This window comes from Rhizobium sp. FG113 (assembly GCF_057809895.1).
This window is the reverse complement of sequence record NZ_JBMDKV010000004.1, coordinates 262,317-277,093: the sequence shown is the minus strand read 5'-3', so window position 1 is coordinate 277,093 and position 14,777 is coordinate 262,317. Positions and strand designations below refer to the sequence as shown.

Annotated in this window: 16 protein-coding genes; 13 read left to right on the top strand and 3 right to left on the bottom strand. The window is 60.5% G+C overall.

All coding sequences use genetic code 11. The features are described from left to right. Positions 1-84: 84 nt before the first annotated feature. Positions 85-978: an alpha/beta fold hydrolase gene (locus ACODTZ_RS14405; RefSeq protein WP_489026495.1), complete on the bottom strand. Its 894-nt coding sequence runs from the start codon at positions 976-978 to the stop codon at positions 85-87. Positions 979-1,040: 62 nt separating this feature from the next. Further along, complete coding sequence (locus ACODTZ_RS14400; RefSeq protein WP_489026493.1) at positions 1,041-3,116, bottom strand: lytic transglycosylase domain-containing protein; 2,076 nt, start codon at positions 3,114-3,116, stop codon at positions 1,041-1,043. 216 nt (positions 3,117-3,332) lie between these two features. On the opposite strand from ACODTZ_RS14400, the gene dapA reads away from it, so the two are divergent. Together dapA and smpB are read left to right on the top strand one after the other, a co-directional pair. Beyond that, positions 3,333-4,217, top strand: coding sequence for a 4-hydroxy-tetrahydrodipicolinate synthase (gene dapA, locus ACODTZ_RS14395; RefSeq protein WP_489026491.1), 885 nt, complete (start codon positions 3,333-3,335; stop codon positions 4,215-4,217). 112 nt (positions 4,218-4,329) lie between these two features. After that, complete coding sequence (gene smpB / locus ACODTZ_RS14390) at positions 4,330-4,809, top strand: SsrA-binding protein SmpB (protein ID WP_018898818.1); 480 nt, start codon at positions 4,330-4,332, stop codon at positions 4,807-4,809. A gap of 69 nt (positions 4,810-4,878) precedes the next feature. On the opposite strand, the gene ACODTZ_RS14385 is transcribed toward smpB, so the two are convergent. Further along, complete coding sequence (locus ACODTZ_RS14385; RefSeq protein ID WP_047513486.1) at positions 4,879-5,460, bottom strand: LabA-like NYN domain-containing protein; 582 nt, start codon at positions 5,458-5,460, stop codon at positions 4,879-4,881. Positions 5,461-5,741: 281 nt separating this feature from the next. Between ACODTZ_RS14385 and rpoZ the strand changes: the two genes are divergently transcribed. From rpoZ to recO, 11 genes are all read left to right on the top strand, one after another. Beyond that, complete coding sequence (gene rpoZ / locus ACODTZ_RS14380; RefSeq protein ID WP_018898816.1) at positions 5,742-6,140, top strand: DNA-directed RNA polymerase subunit omega; 399 nt, start codon at positions 5,742-5,744, stop codon at positions 6,138-6,140. 100 nt (positions 6,141-6,240) lie between these two features. Continuing rightward, the gene (locus ACODTZ_RS14375) at positions 6,241-8,487 is read left to right on the top strand and encodes a RelA/SpoT family protein (RefSeq protein WP_018898815.1); all 2,247 of its coding nucleotides are present in this window, start codon (positions 6,241-6,243) and stop codon (positions 8,485-8,487) included. Positions 8,488-8,668: 181 nt separating this feature from the next. Beyond that, positions 8,669-8,818, top strand: a complete 150-nt coding sequence (locus ACODTZ_RS14370; RefSeq protein WP_018898814.1) for a DUF3563 family protein — start codon at positions 8,669-8,671, stop codon at positions 8,816-8,818. 136 nt (positions 8,819-8,954) lie between these two features. Then, positions 8,955-9,545 carry a DUF2062 domain-containing protein gene (locus ACODTZ_RS14365; protein WP_026283062.1) on the top strand — a complete coding sequence of 197 codons (591 nt, stop codon included), beginning with the start codon at positions 8,955-8,957 and terminating at the stop codon, positions 9,543-9,545. Beyond that, positions 9,542-9,946: a holo-ACP synthase gene (gene acpS / locus ACODTZ_RS14360; protein ID WP_047513480.1), complete on the top strand. Its 405-nt coding sequence runs from the start codon at positions 9,542-9,544 to the stop codon at positions 9,944-9,946. The genes ACODTZ_RS14365 and acpS overlap by 4 nt, the downstream gene beginning before the upstream one ends. A gap of 128 nt (positions 9,947-10,074) precedes the next feature. After that, on the top strand, positions 10,075-10,818 hold the full coding sequence (gene lepB, locus ACODTZ_RS14355) for a signal peptidase I (RefSeq protein ID WP_047513477.1): 744 nt from the start codon (positions 10,075-10,077) through the stop codon (positions 10,816-10,818). Then, entirely contained in the window at positions 10,815-11,534 is a 720-nt protein-coding gene (gene rnc, locus ACODTZ_RS14350) for a ribonuclease III (protein WP_111561073.1), read from the top strand. The genes lepB and rnc overlap by 4 nt, the downstream gene beginning before the upstream one ends. An 8-nt stretch (positions 11,535-11,542) precedes the next feature. Next, the gene (gene era / locus ACODTZ_RS14345; protein ID WP_018898809.1) at positions 11,543-12,484 is read left to right on the top strand and encodes a GTPase Era; all 942 of its coding nucleotides are present in this window, start codon (positions 11,543-11,545) and stop codon (positions 12,482-12,484) included. A gap of 137 nt (positions 12,485-12,621) precedes the next feature. After that, positions 12,622-13,374 (top strand): Crp/Fnr family transcriptional regulator, encoded by a 753-nt coding sequence (locus ACODTZ_RS14340; RefSeq protein WP_489026487.1) that lies wholly within the window; start codon positions 12,622-12,624, stop codon positions 13,372-13,374. Between the two features lie 231 nt (positions 13,375-13,605). Beyond that, positions 13,606-13,968 carry a response regulator gene (locus ACODTZ_RS14335; RefSeq protein WP_489026485.1) on the top strand — a complete coding sequence of 121 codons (363 nt, stop codon included), beginning with the start codon at positions 13,606-13,608 and terminating at the stop codon, positions 13,966-13,968. 65 nt (positions 13,969-14,033) lie between these two features. Continuing rightward, positions 14,034-14,774 (top strand): DNA repair protein RecO, encoded by a 741-nt coding sequence (gene recO, locus ACODTZ_RS14330; protein WP_112941364.1) that lies wholly within the window; start codon positions 14,034-14,036, stop codon positions 14,772-14,774. Positions 14,775-14,777 lie beyond the last annotated feature (3 nt).

Here is a 14,777-nt window from a genome sequence, read left to right as displayed (position 1 = left end):
TTCGCAAGAACCGGGCTTTTTGCATTCTTGGCGGTGTGCAAGTTGCCCTGGAAAGCTTGTCGTCTGAAGGTCCGGATCGGAGCGCTACGTCGCCGTCAGAAAAGTCCGGATGCCCTGGAGTGCCGGCTCTGAATGCAGCAAAGGCGGGTGGCCTTGGCCGGGAACTCTAACGATCCTGAGATTGGAATGGCTATCAGCCATCGCTGTTAGCGTGTTCTCGGAAAGCAACGCCGAATTCTCCCCGCGAACCACCGTCAGAGGCAGGCGTGCAAAACGCTCATATTGCGCCCAGAGATCCGGCACCGGCTTGGTGAAATCGATGGACAACAGCTGCCTGGCAATCGCGGGATCGACATCGGGTACCAACTGACCATCGATGTCGCGAAAGATTGCCGTCGCCATCTCCGCCCAGTCGCTATCCGACAGGGCAGGGAATTCGGCGCTATGCCGCAGCTTCAGCAGCGCGGCCGCCTCTTCCATATCGCTCGGAAGCCGTGCGGCGTTGAGATCGTCGCGGATCTTCATCAATCCACCAGCCTCGATGGCCGGGCCGATATCATTAAGAACCACCGCGGCCACCAGATCAGGGTTCATTCCCGCAAGCAGGTGCAGGATCAGGCCGCCGCGTGATGTGCCGATGAAGGCGGCGCGGCCGATGTTCAGATATATGCAGGCTTCGATGACATCGCGTGCTTCGACGGCGAGATTGTAGTTGGACTTGTTCTCGTCCCAGGCGGAGAGGCCGCGGCCTCGGTAGTCAAGAGCAATCACCCGTCTTGGAGCAACCGGATCCCGCGACAGGATCAGCGCCAGCGCGTGGAAATCGCGCGAATTCCGGGTTAGCCCAGGAAGGCAGATCACCGGCAGCTGACCTTCGGCCGCCGCGAGACCTGGATCATAGTCCCGCAGATGCAGCGTCAGGCCATCGCTGGATATGAAAGTCCGGTCCTTAAAGGCTTGGCTGTCGGTATCGTCCATCGTCTCTCCCCGCCTTGACGAAGAGAGACTAACCTGCGCTGCACCGCCAGGCAAACGGCGCTTTAGGACGCGTTACGTCCGCCGATCAGGTCCTGCTGGATGCTGGCCGGCTGGCCGAGGCGGGCCTTGTAGACCTCGTAATTCTCCATCACCCGCTGCACATAGTTGCGTGTCTCCGGGAAGGGGATGCGTTCGATCCAGTCGACGACGGCATCGATCGATTTGCCGCGCGGATCGCCATAGCGACCGATCCATTCCGGAACACGCTTCGGCCCGGCATTGTAGGCGATGAAGGTCATGATGTAGGAGCCGCCGAAGGCGTCGATCTGCTCGCCGAGATAATGCGCGCCGAGCGTGGCATTGTAGCCGGCATCGGCTGTCAGCTTATCCTTGGAATAGGCGATGTTGTGGCGCTTGGCGACGGCCTTGGCCGTTCCGGGCAGGATCTGCAGCAGGCCGCGCGCATCGGCGATGGAGACAGCCGTCGGATTGAAGGCGCTCTCCTGCCGGGCGATGGCATAAGCGAGTGCCTTGCCTGAGCCCGAGATGTTGGCGGTGCCGGGAATGACGCCGATCGGGAAGGCCAGCGCCGCGACATCAACGCCGCGCGCATAGGCGCTCTTGCCGATCTGCAGCGACAAATGATGGTCGCCGGAGCGCTCGGCCTGCGCGGAGAGGATGGCGAGTTCGCCCGGGCTCTGCATTTGCTCGCCGAGCGCAAGATAAAGTGCGTTCGCGCGCCAGCCATGGCCGGCTGCGTCGAGGCGGGCGATAGCCTGCACAGCCTCGCGCGCCTGATAGCGCTGCCGGTCGGCCGGGCTGGGCGAGGGGTAGCTGACATTGATCGTCTTGCGCCCAAGCTTCTCGCCGGCAAGCTGGCCGTAGAAGGTGGTCGGATAGCTCGCAGCCTTGGCGTAGAACTCGGCGGCCTTGCCGGCACCACCCGCTTCTGCCGAGCGTCCCATCCAGTAGTAGGCGCGCGACACGGAAATCGGGCCGTTCGAGAAGTCGAGGATCTTGCGGAAATGCGTCTGCGCCGTCGTCGGGTCCTGCAGCCCGCGCAGCGCATACCAGCCGGCATGGAATTCGGCCTCGACAATATCGGTCGGCGTCGTTGCCGCGTATTTCGAAACGATGCCATAGGCGAGCTTGAACTGTCCCTGATCGACCAGCCCACGGCTGACGATCCGCTGCTCGTTCCACCATTCACCCGCATTGACGAGTTCGTCGCGGTCGCGCGGCATCTGCTGCAGAAGCTTGGCGGCCTCGGGATACTTCTCCTGCTTGCGCAGATATTCGATGCGCGCGAAGAGATAGCCGGGATCGCCGTTCCATTTGCCATCGACGCCGACAAGAAGCGCGCCCGCGTTCGGCGCCTTATTGGCGACGGCTTCCCACGCCTTGTAGAGCGATTGCGCCTGCCCGAGATCGCCGAAACGCTTGGCCTGCGCCGTGCGGTTGCGATACATGAGATATTCCATGCGCGCCTTGTGGTCTGCAACGGTGAGCAAGCCCCCGAATTCCGCCAGGATCTTGTCTTCTGTCGCCTTGTCCAGCGTCTCGCCGCGCCAGACCTTGCGCATATATTTCGCCGCTTGCTGCTGCTTGCCGGTGGCGACAAGCGCACGCGACAGGATCATCGCGCCTGACGTCGTTTCCGGAGCGGTTTCGCCGAAGGCCGCGAGAACCGCTGAAGGCGAGGGGTTTTCGTCATAGAGCGCACGTTCGGAGTATATCCTGAGCTTTGCCAGCCCAGGCCAGCCCTTCAATTCCTGGGCAGCGGTGGCGATCTCGACCGAGGGTACGCCCTTTTGTCCGGAGACGGCGATCGCCCAGGTCAGGATGTGTCGGTCGAGCGTGCCCTGCGCCATGCCGTCGCGGATCGAGATTGCCTGCATCGGGTCCTTGGCGGAGAGCGCGTCGAGGCCGGTCTTCAGGTCGCTGTTGACGGGGGCGATTGCCTGGCTACGCGGGATCGCGCCTGTTGTCATCGATTCCGGCAGCGAGGTCTGCGGCATGTAACCGATCGGACGAACGTCGGGAACGGGCGCGTCTTCGCCCGGGAGCTGCCCGGCAAATGTGCCCCATGCGGCGGCCGTCAGGCCGAGCGCGGACAGGATCAGAACAGCTCTCTTCATCAGGGATACTCGCAATGGAAACGCGTCCATACATTTGCTGGGACGCATATTAACGAAACCTTACCGAAGCCCTTCAATTTCATTCACATTTGCGATCGGAATTTGTTGCAACGAAGCTCTGTACGCTTGTCGGACCCTTTTTGGCGCACTATGGTGCGCTCCTTCGTATTCAAGGAATGCGGCCGAAGCATGGATTGCGGTCGTAAGGAGTTCTGCATGTTCCAGGGATCCATTCCCGCACTCGTCACGCCTTTCACCGATGCTGGCCTTGTCGATGAAGCGGCCTTCGCCGCCCATGTCGACTGGCAGATCAAGGAAGGCAGCAGCGGTCTCGTTCCAGTCGGAACGACCGGCGAATCCCCGACCCTGTCGCATGCCGAACACAAACGTGTGGTCGAACTCTGTATCGAGGCCGCCGCCAAGCGCGTTCCCGTCATGGCTGGCGCTGGCTCCAACAACACTCGCGAAGCCGTCGAACTCGCTCAGCACGCCGAAAAGGCTGGTGCCGATGCTGTCCTGGTCGTCACGCCTTATTACAACAAGCCGACGCAGAAGGGCCTTTACGCCCATTTCGCGGCGATCGCGGAAGCCATCAAGCTGCCGATCTACATCTACAACATTCCGGGCCGTTCGGTCATCGACATGTCGCCGGAAACCATGGGCGCGCTTGCGAGGGCGTACGGCAATATCGTCGGCGTCAAGGATGCCACCGGCAAGATCGAGCGCGTCTCCGAGCAGCGCATCACTTGCGGCAAGGATTTCCGCCAGCTCTCCGGCGAAGACGCAACCGCGCTCGGCTTCAACGCCCATGGCGGCGTCGGCTGCATTTCGGTCACGGCCAATGTTGCCCCGCGCCTCTGTGCCGAGTTCCAGGCCGCGACGCTGGCTGGTGAGTTTGCAAAGGCGCTCGAATACCAGGATCGCCTGATGCCACTGCACAAGGCGATCTTCCTGGAGCCGGGTCTCTGTGGCGCCAAGTACGGCCTGTCGAAGATCCGCGGCATGAACCGCACGGTTCGCTCGCCGCTCGTCTCCTCGCTGGAGGCAAGCACGGAAGCGGCACTCGATGCAGCGCTGCGCCATGCCGGCCTTCTGAACTGATAGCCTGCTGAACCGATAAAACGCGCGGCCTTCACAAAGATGGGCCGCGCCTCTACATAAAGCCGAGAAGTGCGGGCGCGGATATCGCGCCCCCGAGAAATTGGAATTTGTCATGGCCCCCAAAGGCAGCCAGCGCGTCGTCAAGAAGATCGTCGCCGAAAACCGCAAGGCGCGCTACAACTACGAGATCGTCGATACCTACGAGGCTGGCCTGGTGCTGATGGGCACCGAGGTTAAGTCGCTGCGCGAGGGCAAGGCCAATATCGCCGAATCCTATGCGTCGGACGAGGGTGGCGAGATCTGGCTGATCAATTCCTATCTGCCGGAATATTTGCAGGCCAACCGCTTCAACCACGAGCCGCGCCGCCGCCGCAAGCTGTTGCTGTCGGGCCGCGAGATCAACCGTCTGCGCGCCGGCATCAATCGCGAAGGCATGACGCTCATCCCGTTGAAGATCTATTTCAACGATCGCGGCCGCGCGAAGATGGAGCTGGCGCTCGCCAAGGGCAAGAAGCTGCACGACAAGCGCGAGTCTGAAAAAGAGCGCGATTGGAACCGGCAGAAGAGCCGGCTTCTCAAGGACAATGGCTGATTAGATGGCGGCCTGAATCAAAACCGCGGCAATTGCCGCGGTTTTCTTTTTGAGCATTGGTTGCTCGCCTCAGCTTTCGAAGTCGGTGGATGCAGCAGGCTCGACCGGACGGGCAGGGCGCTCGGACGGGTCGCGGCCGATTTCGCTCTTCAGGGACAAGAGGTCGATGAAGTGATCCGCCTGACGGCGCAGATCGTCGGCGATCATCGGCGGCTGGGTCGCCATCGTCGAGATGATCGAGACCTTCCGGCCCTTGCGCTGCAGCGCCTCGACCAGCGTCGTGAAATCGCCGTCGCCGGAGAAGATCACAAGGTGATCGACGGTTTCGGATTGCTCCATGGCATCGATTGCGAGCTCGATATCCATGTTGCCCTTGATCTTGCGGCGGCCCATGGAGTCGGTGAATTCCTTGGCCGGCTTGGTCACGACCTTGTAGCCGTTGTAATCCAGCCAGTCGATCAGCGGGCGGATCGAGGAGTATTCCTGGTCCTCGATCAGGGCCGTGTAATAATAGGCGCGCAGCAGATATCCGCGCTTCTGGAAGGCTTTCAGAAGTTTTCTGTAGTCGATATCAAAGCCCAGACTCTTGGACGCCGCGTAGAGATTGGCGCCATCAATGAAAAGTGCAATTTTTTCTCGCGGGTCGAACATCGCGTACCAATCCACTTTGAGTAATCTAATATGCGGCTGCAGATAGCCCACGAAAACAATGGGTTATCTGAAAAATTCAGAACAATTCTTACTTTATGAACTATTCATATAAGTCAGATTTAGGGCAGGATTCGGCATATTCCAAGCAACTTTTAGTGGAAACCTCTAAAATTAGAAAGTTCCCACAGGCTCGAACGGCTCCTTCACTAAAAACTTGAATTCGCCTGCTTTTAATTGTATCGCCGTGCTAATCCCGAGATCCCGACCGTAAAGGACAGGCAATGGCCCGTGTCACAGTAGAAGATTGCATTGACAAAGTTGAGAACCGCTTCGAGCTGGTTCTGCTTGCCAGCCACCGTGCCCGGCTGATTTCCCAGGGCGCCTCGATCACCATCGATCGCGACAACGACAAGAACCCGGTCGTCGCCCTTCGCGAGATCGCCGACGAGATGCTGTCTCCCGACGACCTGAAGGAAGACCTGATCCATTCGCTGCAGAAGCACGTCGAAGTCGACGAGCCCGAGCCCGATCCGGCAAGCCTCATCACCACCGCGGCTGCTGCCGATGGCGAAGAGCAGGAAGACGCTCCGGAGACGATCACCTTCGACCAGATGTCGGAAGAAGAGCTTCTGGCCGGTATCGAAGGCCTCGTGCCGCCGGAAAAGAGCGACGATTACTAATCGTCAATCTTGCGCCATTATTGCTTCGGCATATGATTGAGTATCACGTGCGCCAATCTGTGATTGGCGCGCTTTTCTTTTGTGATGGAGTGGTTTCGGCATGATGCGGCAGTACGAGCTCGTGGAGCGGGTTCAGAAATACAAGCCCGACGCCAACGAAGCCCTGCTCAACAAAGCCTATGTCTATGCCATGCAGAAGCATGGGCAGCAGAAGCGGGCTAGCGGCGATCCCTATATCTCCCACCCGCTCGAAGTCGCCGCCATCCTCACAGATATGCATCTCGATGAGTCGACGATTGCCGTTGCGCTGCTGCATGACACCATCGAAGACACGACTGCGACCCGCGCCGAGATCGATGAACTCTTCGGCGAAGACATCGGCCGCCTCGTCGAGGGCCTGACGAAGATCAAGAAGCTCGATCTCGTCACCAAGAAGGCCAAGCAGGCCGAAAACCTGCGCAAGCTGCTGCTTGCCATCTCCGACGACGTGCGCGTCCTGCTGGTCAAGCTGGCCGACCGCCTGCACAACATGCGCACCCTCGACCATATGTCGCCGGAAAAGCGCGCCCGCATTTCCGAAGAGACGATGGATATCTACGCGCCGCTTGCCGGCCGCATGGGTATGCAGGATATGCGCGAGGAGCTGGAGGACCTGTCCTTCCGCCACATCAATCCCGAGGCCTATGATACCGTCACCAAGCGGCTCGAGGAGCTGTCGCGGCGCAACGAAGGCCTGGTCAAGAAGATCGAGACCGAGCTGCGCGACCTGCTCGTCGCCAACGGCCTGACCAATGCCTACGTCAAGGGTCGCCAGAAGAAGCCTTACTCCGTTTTCCGCAAGATGCAGTCGAAGTCGCTCTCCTTCGAGCAGCTGTCGGATGTCTACGGCTTCCGCATCATCGTCGACGATATTCCGTCCTGCTATCGCGGCCTCGGCATCGTTCACACCCGCTGGCGCGTCGTCCCCGGCCGCTTCAAGGATTATATCTCTACGCCGAAGCAGAACGATTATCGTTCGCTGCACACCACCATCGTCGGCCCGTCTAGCCAGCGCATCGAACTGCAGATCCGCACCAAGCGGATGCACGAGATCGCCGAGTTCGGTATCGCCGCCCATACGCTCTACAAGGACGGTGCCACCAATGCGGATGGCGACATCCTCTCGCGCGAATCCAACGCCTATTCCTGGCTCCGCCACACGATCGAGGCGCTGGCCGAAGGTGATAGCCCGGAAGAGTTTCTGGAGCACACCAAGCTCGAACTCTTCCAGGACCAGGTCTTCTGCTTCACGCCGAAGGGCAAGCTGATTGCGCTTCCGCGCGGCGCGACCCCGATCGACTTCGCCTACGCCGTCCACACGAATATCGGCGACACCACGGTTGGCGCCAAGATCAACGGCCGCATCATGCCGCTCGTCACCCGCCTTGCGAATGGCGACGAGGTCGAGATCATCCGCTCCGGCGTGCAGGTGCCGCCGGCGGCCTGGGAAGAGATCGTCGTGACAGGCAAGGCCCGCGCCGCCATTCGCCGCGCCACCCGCATGGCCATCCGCAAGCAATATGCCGGCCTCGGTCACCGCATTCTCGAGCGCACCTTCGATCGCGCCGGCAAGGTCTTCTCCCGCGAGGCGATGAAGCCGGCGCTGCACCGTCTCGGCCAGAAGGATGTCGAGGACGCGATTGCCTCGGTCGGCCGCGGCGAGATGTCGTCGCTCGACGTGCTGCGCGCCGTCTACCCCGATCACCAGGAAGAGCGCATCACCTCGAAGCCCTCGGGTGACGATGGCTGGTTCAACGTCCGCAGTGCCACCGGCATGATCTTCAAGATTCCGGATAAGGGCAAGGCAACCGAGCATGCGCCGAACGGTCTTGAAGCCTTGGGCGATGCCGAGGCCGTGCCGATCCGTGGCATCTCGAGCAATATCGACGTGCAGTTCGCCCCGACGGGCGCCGTCCCCGGCGATCGCATCGTCGGTATCACCAACACGACCGAAAACGCCAAGGGCATCACGATCTACCCGATCCAGTCGCCGGTGCTGCAGCGCTTCGACGAGCAACCCGATCGCTGGATTGATGTGCGCTGGGATCTGGACGAGGCCAACAAGTCGCGCTTCATGGCCCGCATTCTGGTCAATGCGCTGAACGAGCCCGGTACGCTCGCCAAGCTTGCCCGCACCGTCGCCGATGTCGACGTCAACATCCGTGTCTTCAACACGGTTCGCGTCGCCACCGACTTCACGGAGATGGCGCTTGATGTGGAAGTTTGGGATCTTCGCCAGTTGAATCAATTGCTTGCACAGCTGAATGAGCTGGATTGTGTTGCGACTGTGCGCCGGCTTTACGAGTAAAGCGGGCGCAACTGCACCCAGTTTGCACAATATGTGATCGTTTTATGGTCAAATTGTCGCAGATGAGGGGCTAGATATGCGTTTGGCGCATGGCTGACTGAGTATTAGAGCGTTGGTAAAAAGGCGCCCGCCCGCCTATCTTCTGGTCATCAACAAGTGACCGAAAGAAAGAGGCATCCAAATGTTTACACCGATCAAGAAGTTCGCTCGTGCCCTGCGCGCTCCGAGCGCTGAAGAACGCGAAACCGCATACCTGAACGGCTCGTTCGACCGTATCGATCTCGAATACCGCCAGCGTCAGGTTGACCGTGGTCTGTTCCGTAGCCGTTAATCGGTTATCGGATTTGCAAGTGGGAAGGGGCGTTTGAGTTACGCCCCGGTAGATACTCAGTCGGCGCACATCAAATAGCGACTGAGGAGGTCTGGCGCTCTTGTCAGGCCTGTGCGGCATGCACTACATACGCGCCATGTTATTTCGTCGTCGGAAACCCGCTGGATTTCGTGAAAAGCTGCGTGAGCTGCTTTGGCCGCGAAAGGGATTCTTGAGGCCCCCGCGCTATCTCGTGATGCGCGTGCTTCGCCTGAGGGCATCGCCACATGCGGTGGCCGTTGGCGTCGCGGCCGGGATCTTCGTGTCCTGGACCCCGTTCATCGGCGTCCATTTCATCATGGCCTTCGTCATCACCTATCTGTTGTCAGGGAATATGGTGGCCGCCGCTCTCGGCTGCGCGGCCTTCGGCAATCCGCTGACCTATCCCTTCATCTGGGGAACGACCTGGGAAATCGGGCACCTGCTCCTGAGCCGCAAGGACACGATGCAGGGCAACGCTGTCGATCTTCCCGCACTCTTTCACGAGCTGCACTTCAGCGAGCTCTGGCGCCCGGTGCTGGAGCCGATGCTGATCGGTTCGCTGCCGCCGGCAGCCGTCACCGCCGTGGCCATCTACTTCGCGACATTCTACACGGTGAGGGGCTTCCAGGGGCGCCGCCGCGCCCGCCTGCTCGAGCGCGCCCGACTGCGCGTCGCTGAGCCCGTTTCGCTCGAGGAAACAGTATGATTATCGGTATCGGCAGCGATCTCATCGATATCAGGCGCGTGGAGAAGTCGCTGGAGCGATTTGGCGAGCGCTTTACCAATCGCTGCTTTACCGAGATCGAACAGCAGAAATCCGACCGCCGCGCCAACCGCGCCGCCTCCTACGCCAAGCGCTTCGCCGCCAAGGAGGCCTGCTCCAAGGCTTTGGGTACGGGTATCGCCCAGGGTGTCTTCTGGAAAGACATGGGCGTCGTCAATCTCCCGAGCGGCAAGCCGACGATGAAACTGACAGGCGGCGCCGGCGAGATTTTGCAGAAGATGTTGCCCTCAGGGCACCGCGCCGCCATCCATTTGACAATTACAGATGATTATCCCTTGGCCCAGGCCTTCGTCATCATCGAGGCCCTGCCGCTGAGCGACTGACTGCAGAGCAACAGACTGTTACATGTCCCGCTTTTAATGTTCGTGGCATTGCCGCAATCAGCCGAAGCCGCTACACAGAACCGATTAAAGACTTGCGCCGTTTTGGCGCTCTGAAGGAATAGAACTGCGTGTCCGAAAAAGTTCAAGCCAAGCCGAACGCCCTCTGGGAGAACATCAAGGTCATCGTCCAGGCACTGGTCTTGGCGATGGTCATCCGCACGGTTCTGTTCCAGCCATTCACCATTCCCTCGGGCTCGATGATGCCGACGCTTCTCGTCGGCGACTATATCTTCGTCAACAAGTTCGCTTACGGCTATTCGAAATACTCGCTGCCGTTCTCGCCGAACCTGTTCAGCGGCCGCATCTTCGCAAGCGAGCCGAAGCGCGGCGACGTCGTCGTCTTCCGCTTCCCACCGAACCCTGAGGTCGATTACATCAAGCGCCTCGTCGGTCTCCCCGGCGACCACATCCAGGTGACGGATGGCGTGCTTTACGTGAACGGCAAGGCTGTTCCGAAGGTGCCGGATGGTACGTTCAATTCCGATTACGCGCAGGATCCGGGCCAGGACGTTCCGGTATTCCGCGAAACGCTCGATAACGGCGTGACCTACGACACGCTCGACCAGTCTCCGGTATCGCGCGGCGACAACACTCGCGAGTTCATCGTTCCCGAAGGTCACTACTTCATGATGGGCGACAACCGCGACAACTCGCTCGACAGCCGCTTCGACGTCGGTTTCGTACCTGCCGAAAACCTGGTTGGCCGCGCCAGCGTCATCTTCTTCTCGCTCGGCAACGACACCTCCTTCCGCGAAATCTGGAAGTGGCCTTCCAACATGCGTTGGGATCGACTGTTCAAGGGCGTTGAATGACCAAGTCGCCGACGCTTTCGGCGGCTGACCGAACAAAGCTCGAGGCGCTGATCGGCCATGTCTTTGCCGAGAAGGAGCGCCTCGATCGTGCACTGACGCATGCAAGCGCCCGCACCCAGAAGGGCGCGAACTACGAACGTCTTGAGTTTCTTGGCGACCGGGTCCTTGGCCTGTGTGTCGCCGAGATGCTTTTCAGGACTTTCGGCACGGCAACCGAAGGCGAGCTGTCTGTCCGCCTGAACCAGTTGGTCAGCGCCGACACCTGCGCCGAAGTGGCCGACGAGCTTGGCCTGCATCTCTACATCCGCACCGGTGCCGACGTGAAGAAGCTCACCGGCAAGCGCATGATGAATGTCCGCGCCGACGTCGTCGAAAGCCTGATCGCCGCGATCTATCTCGACGCCGGCCTTGAGGTCGCGCGCCACTTCATCCTGAAGTATTGGGAAAAGCGGGCGGTGCGCGCCGATGGCGCGAGGCGCGACGCCAAGACGGAACTGCAGGAATGGTCGCATGCCAAATTCGGCGTGACGCCAAACTACCGGGTTGAAGAACGCACCGGACCGGATCATGATCCGCGCTTCACGGTGACGGTCGAAGTCGCCGGCGTGAAGCCGGAAACGGGCGTCGAGCGCTCCAAGCGTGCCGCCGAGCAGGTGGCCGCAACGAAGATGCTCGAACGCGAAGGCATTTGGCAGAAATCGTCTGCCGGAAATTGACGGGAACAATGACCGAAGAACACGACATCGCGGATAGCGCCGCTGAACCCGCTGGCCCGACGCATTCCGGCTTCGTCGCCTTGATCGGGCCGACCAATGCCGGCAAGTCGACCTTGCTGAACCGCCTGGTTGGCGCCAAGGTCTCGATCGTCAGCCACAAGGTGCAGACGACGCGCGCCGTCATCCGCGGCATCGCCACCCATGACAACGCCCAGATCGTCTTCATGGACACGCCTGGCATCTTCAAGCCGCGTCGTCGGCTCGATCGCGCCATGGTCACCTCCGCCTGGGGCGGCGCCAAGGATGCCGATATCATCATGCTCCTGATCGACAGCGAGCGTGGCCTGCGCGGCGATGCCGAGAAGATCCTTGAGAGCCTGAAGGACGTGCCGCAGCGCAAGATCCTCGCTCTCAACAAGATCGACCGCGTCAAGCGCGAGGACCTGCTGGCGCTGGCCTCGGCCGCCAACGAATACGTCGCTTTCGACCAGACCTTCATGATCTCGGCCGAAAACGGCTCGGGCTGTGACGACGTCATGGACTACCTCGCCAAGACGCTTCCCGAGGGACCGTGGTATTATCCGGAAGACCAGATCTCTGATCTGCCGATGCGCCAGCTGGCCGCCGAAATCACCCGCGAGAAGCTCTTTTTGCGCCTTCATCAGGAGCTTCCCTATGCCTCGCACGTCGAGACGGAAAAGTGGGAAGAGCGCAAGGACGGATCCGTTCGTATCGAACAGGTGATCTACGTCGAGCGCGACAGCCAGAAGAAGATCGCTCTCGGCAAGAATGGCGAAGCGATCAAGGCGATCTCCACCGCATCGCGCAAGGAACTGTCTGAAATCCTCGAGCAGACCGTCCACCTCTTCCTCTTCGTGAAGGTGCGCGAGAACTGGGGCGACGATCCCGAGCGCTTCCGCGAAATGGGCCTGGAATTCCCGCGCCAGTAAGCGGCGCGACGACCCCGCAAGTCCCTCGTTTCCTTGGAAAAATCCAAGGGTCGATGGAACAAAGCTGCAAGTGATGAGTTCTTTAAAGGCGGCGTCTCGATTTCGGGGCGCCGCTTTTTCTGGATTATGGGACACGCATGGCGACATCACGGCCGACGCATTCGTTCAAGACACCCTGCGAACAGTGTCCCTTGCGGCCGCTGCCGCATTTCCGCGAGTTCACCGGCGACGAGCTGGGCTTCATTTCAAAGTTCAAGAAGGGTGAACTGGCGGCCGATGCAGGCGCCACGATCCTCGTTGAAGGCGCTCATAGCGCGCACCTGTTCACCGTGCTGACCGGCTGGGGCTTCCGCTACAAGACGCTCGAAGACGGCAGGCGACAGATCCTGAACTACATCATGCCCGGCGATCTGATCGGCCTCCAGGGCACCATCATGGGCGAGATGCAGCATTCGATCGAGGCACTGTCGCCGGTTTCGCTCTGCGTCTTCGAGCGCGACAAGCTGATGACGCTCTACAACAAGCATCCGTCGCTCGCCTTCGACATCACCTGGATGGCGGCGCAGGAAGAGCGGATACTCGACGAGCACCTCCTGAGCATTGGCCGTCGAACGGCGCTGGAGCGCGCCGCCTACCTGATCGCCTTCCTCTATCAGCGCGGCAAGCAGCTCAATCTCTTCAACGGCCACAGCGCGATCCCGATCACCCAGCAGCACATCGCCGACACGCTCGGCCTCTCGATCGTGCACACCAACAAGACCTTGAAAAAGCTCGCTTCGCGCAATTTCATTCGCTGGCAGGAACGCGCCTGCGAGGTGCTGGATGGCGAAACGCTCGCCAAAATTGCTGCCTGGGATGGGCTCGACGAGAGAGTGCGCCCCTTCCTTTAAGCGGTTCTATCTATGTCTTTTTTAAATGCAAATTCCAGGGCCGGACCCTAATGTCCAGCACGAGCCATTCTTGTGTCGAGATTCGCTAATATCGACCGGGACTGAAAAAGCGGCTATCAAGCATAGGCGGCGTGAAATTCTCGGCTGAGGCCGTGGGTTGTCAGGGGTAGAGATGCGATTTTGGGATACATGGTGCGTCGAGAGCGGCGCCCGGAAGAGGGCTTTCTGATCATGGTCGCGAGACGTGTTCTGGTTCTCGAGGATAGCTTGATCATCGCGATGGAGGCGGAAGACATTCTGCGTGCCGTCGGTGTCGAGACCATCGATATTTGCAATAGCGTCGAGCAGGCCAATGAGGCGATCCAGGCCGACAACTATGATTTCGCCCTGCTTGACGTCAATCTCGGCGAGGTCATGAGCTTCGATTTCGCCCGCCGGCTGGTCGCCGCCGAAATCCCCTTCGGCTTCGTCAGCGGCTACTCCGACACGCTGGATTTCCCCGAAGACCTGCAAAACAGGCCGCTCCTCGTCAAACCGTTCGACGAAGACGCGATGCGGGACTTCCTGCGCCGGCTTTTCCCCTCCGAGGCCTGATCGGCTTTCATGACAGGGCTCGCGCCATGCGTTAGGATAGCGCGTGGTGTGAAGGTCGATTTCTAATGCAGTGGCAAGGTCGTGCAATCATTCTTGGCGTTCGGCGCCATGGCGAGACAAGCGTCATCACCGAGGTGATGACGCCGGATCGTGGCCGTCACTTGGGCATGGTGCGATCCGGGCGTTCGCGCGCCATGCAGCCGGTGCTGCAGCCCGGCAATGAGGTTGAGGTCACCTGGCGCGCGCGTCTCGATGAGCATATGGGAGAGTTCAAGATCGAGCCTCTCACGCTGCGCGCCGCCCGGCTGATGGAAACGGCGACCGCGGTCTACGGCGTGCAGGCCATGGGCGCCTTGCTCAGGCTTCTGCCGGAGCGCGATCCGCATCCGCATCTCTTCGAGGCCTTGGAAGTCATTCTCGACAATCTCGACAATCCAGCCGATGCGGGCGAGCTATTCGTTCGTTTCGAGCTCGCCGTGCTCAACGATCTCGGTTTTGGGCTCGATCTCAACGAATGCGCAGCCACCGGCACCCGCGCCGATCTGGCCTACGTCTCCCCAAAGTCGGGTCGCGCGGTCAGTCGCGACGCCGGCGCGCCCTGGGCCGACAGGATGTTTGCCTTGCCGGCGTTTCTATCCGTGGAAAAGCGGCAGGCCGCCGATTTCGACAGCCTGTCCGAGGCATTTCGCCTGACGGCCTTCTTCCTGCACCGCCATGTCTACGAGCCGCGCGGCCTTGAACCGTCGACGGCCCGCGAAGGCTTCGTGCAGGCCGCGCTCAAGGCGCTGAAGCCCGCCGCTGCTTAGCCT

What these genes read in the sequence shown, in the direction of transcription:
- ACODTZ_RS14340 (WP_489026487.1), top strand. Translation starts at nt 12,622, where the DNA reads ATGGCGACATCACGGCCGACGCATTCGTTCAAGACACCCTGCGAACAG.
- acpS (WP_047513480.1), top strand. Translation starts at nt 9,542, where the DNA reads ATGATTATCGGTATCGGCAGCGATCTCATCGATATCAGGCGCGTGGAG.
- era (WP_018898809.1), top strand. Translation starts at nt 11,543, where the DNA reads ATGACCGAAGAACACGACATCGCGGATAGCGCCGCTGAACCCGCTGGC.
- ACODTZ_RS14365 (WP_026283062.1), top strand. Translation starts at nt 8,955, where the DNA reads ATGTTATTTCGTCGTCGGAAACCCGCTGGATTTCGTGAAAAGCTGCGT.
- ACODTZ_RS14370 (WP_018898814.1), top strand. Translation starts at nt 8,669, where the DNA reads ATGTTTACACCGATCAAGAAGTTCGCTCGTGCCCTGCGCGCTCCGAGC.
- dapA (WP_489026491.1), top strand. Translation starts at nt 3,333, where the DNA reads ATGTTCCAGGGATCCATTCCCGCACTCGTCACGCCTTTCACCGATGCT.
- ACODTZ_RS14375 (WP_018898815.1), top strand. Translation starts at nt 6,241, where the DNA reads ATGATGCGGCAGTACGAGCTCGTGGAGCGGGTTCAGAAATACAAGCCC.
- ACODTZ_RS14405 (WP_489026495.1), bottom strand. Translation starts at nt 978, where the DNA reads ATGGACGATACCGACAGCCAAGCCTTTAAGGACCGGACTTTCATATCC.
- rpoZ (WP_018898816.1), top strand. Translation starts at nt 5,742, where the DNA reads ATGGCCCGTGTCACAGTAGAAGATTGCATTGACAAAGTTGAGAACCGC.
- rnc (WP_111561073.1), top strand. Translation starts at nt 10,815, where the DNA reads ATGACCAAGTCGCCGACGCTTTCGGCGGCTGACCGAACAAAGCTCGAG.
- recO (WP_112941364.1), top strand. Translation starts at nt 14,034, where the DNA reads ATGCAGTGGCAAGGTCGTGCAATCATTCTTGGCGTTCGGCGCCATGGC.
- ACODTZ_RS14400 (WP_489026493.1), bottom strand. Translation starts at nt 3,116, where the DNA reads ATGAAGAGAGCTGTTCTGATCCTGTCCGCGCTCGGCCTGACGGCCGCC.
- smpB (WP_018898818.1), top strand. Translation starts at nt 4,330, where the DNA reads ATGGCCCCCAAAGGCAGCCAGCGCGTCGTCAAGAAGATCGTCGCCGAA.
- ACODTZ_RS14335 (WP_489026485.1), top strand. Translation starts at nt 13,606, where the DNA reads ATGGTCGCGAGACGTGTTCTGGTTCTCGAGGATAGCTTGATCATCGCG.
- ACODTZ_RS14385 (WP_047513486.1), bottom strand. Translation starts at nt 5,460, where the DNA reads ATGTTCGACCCGCGAGAAAAAATTGCACTTTTCATTGATGGCGCCAAT.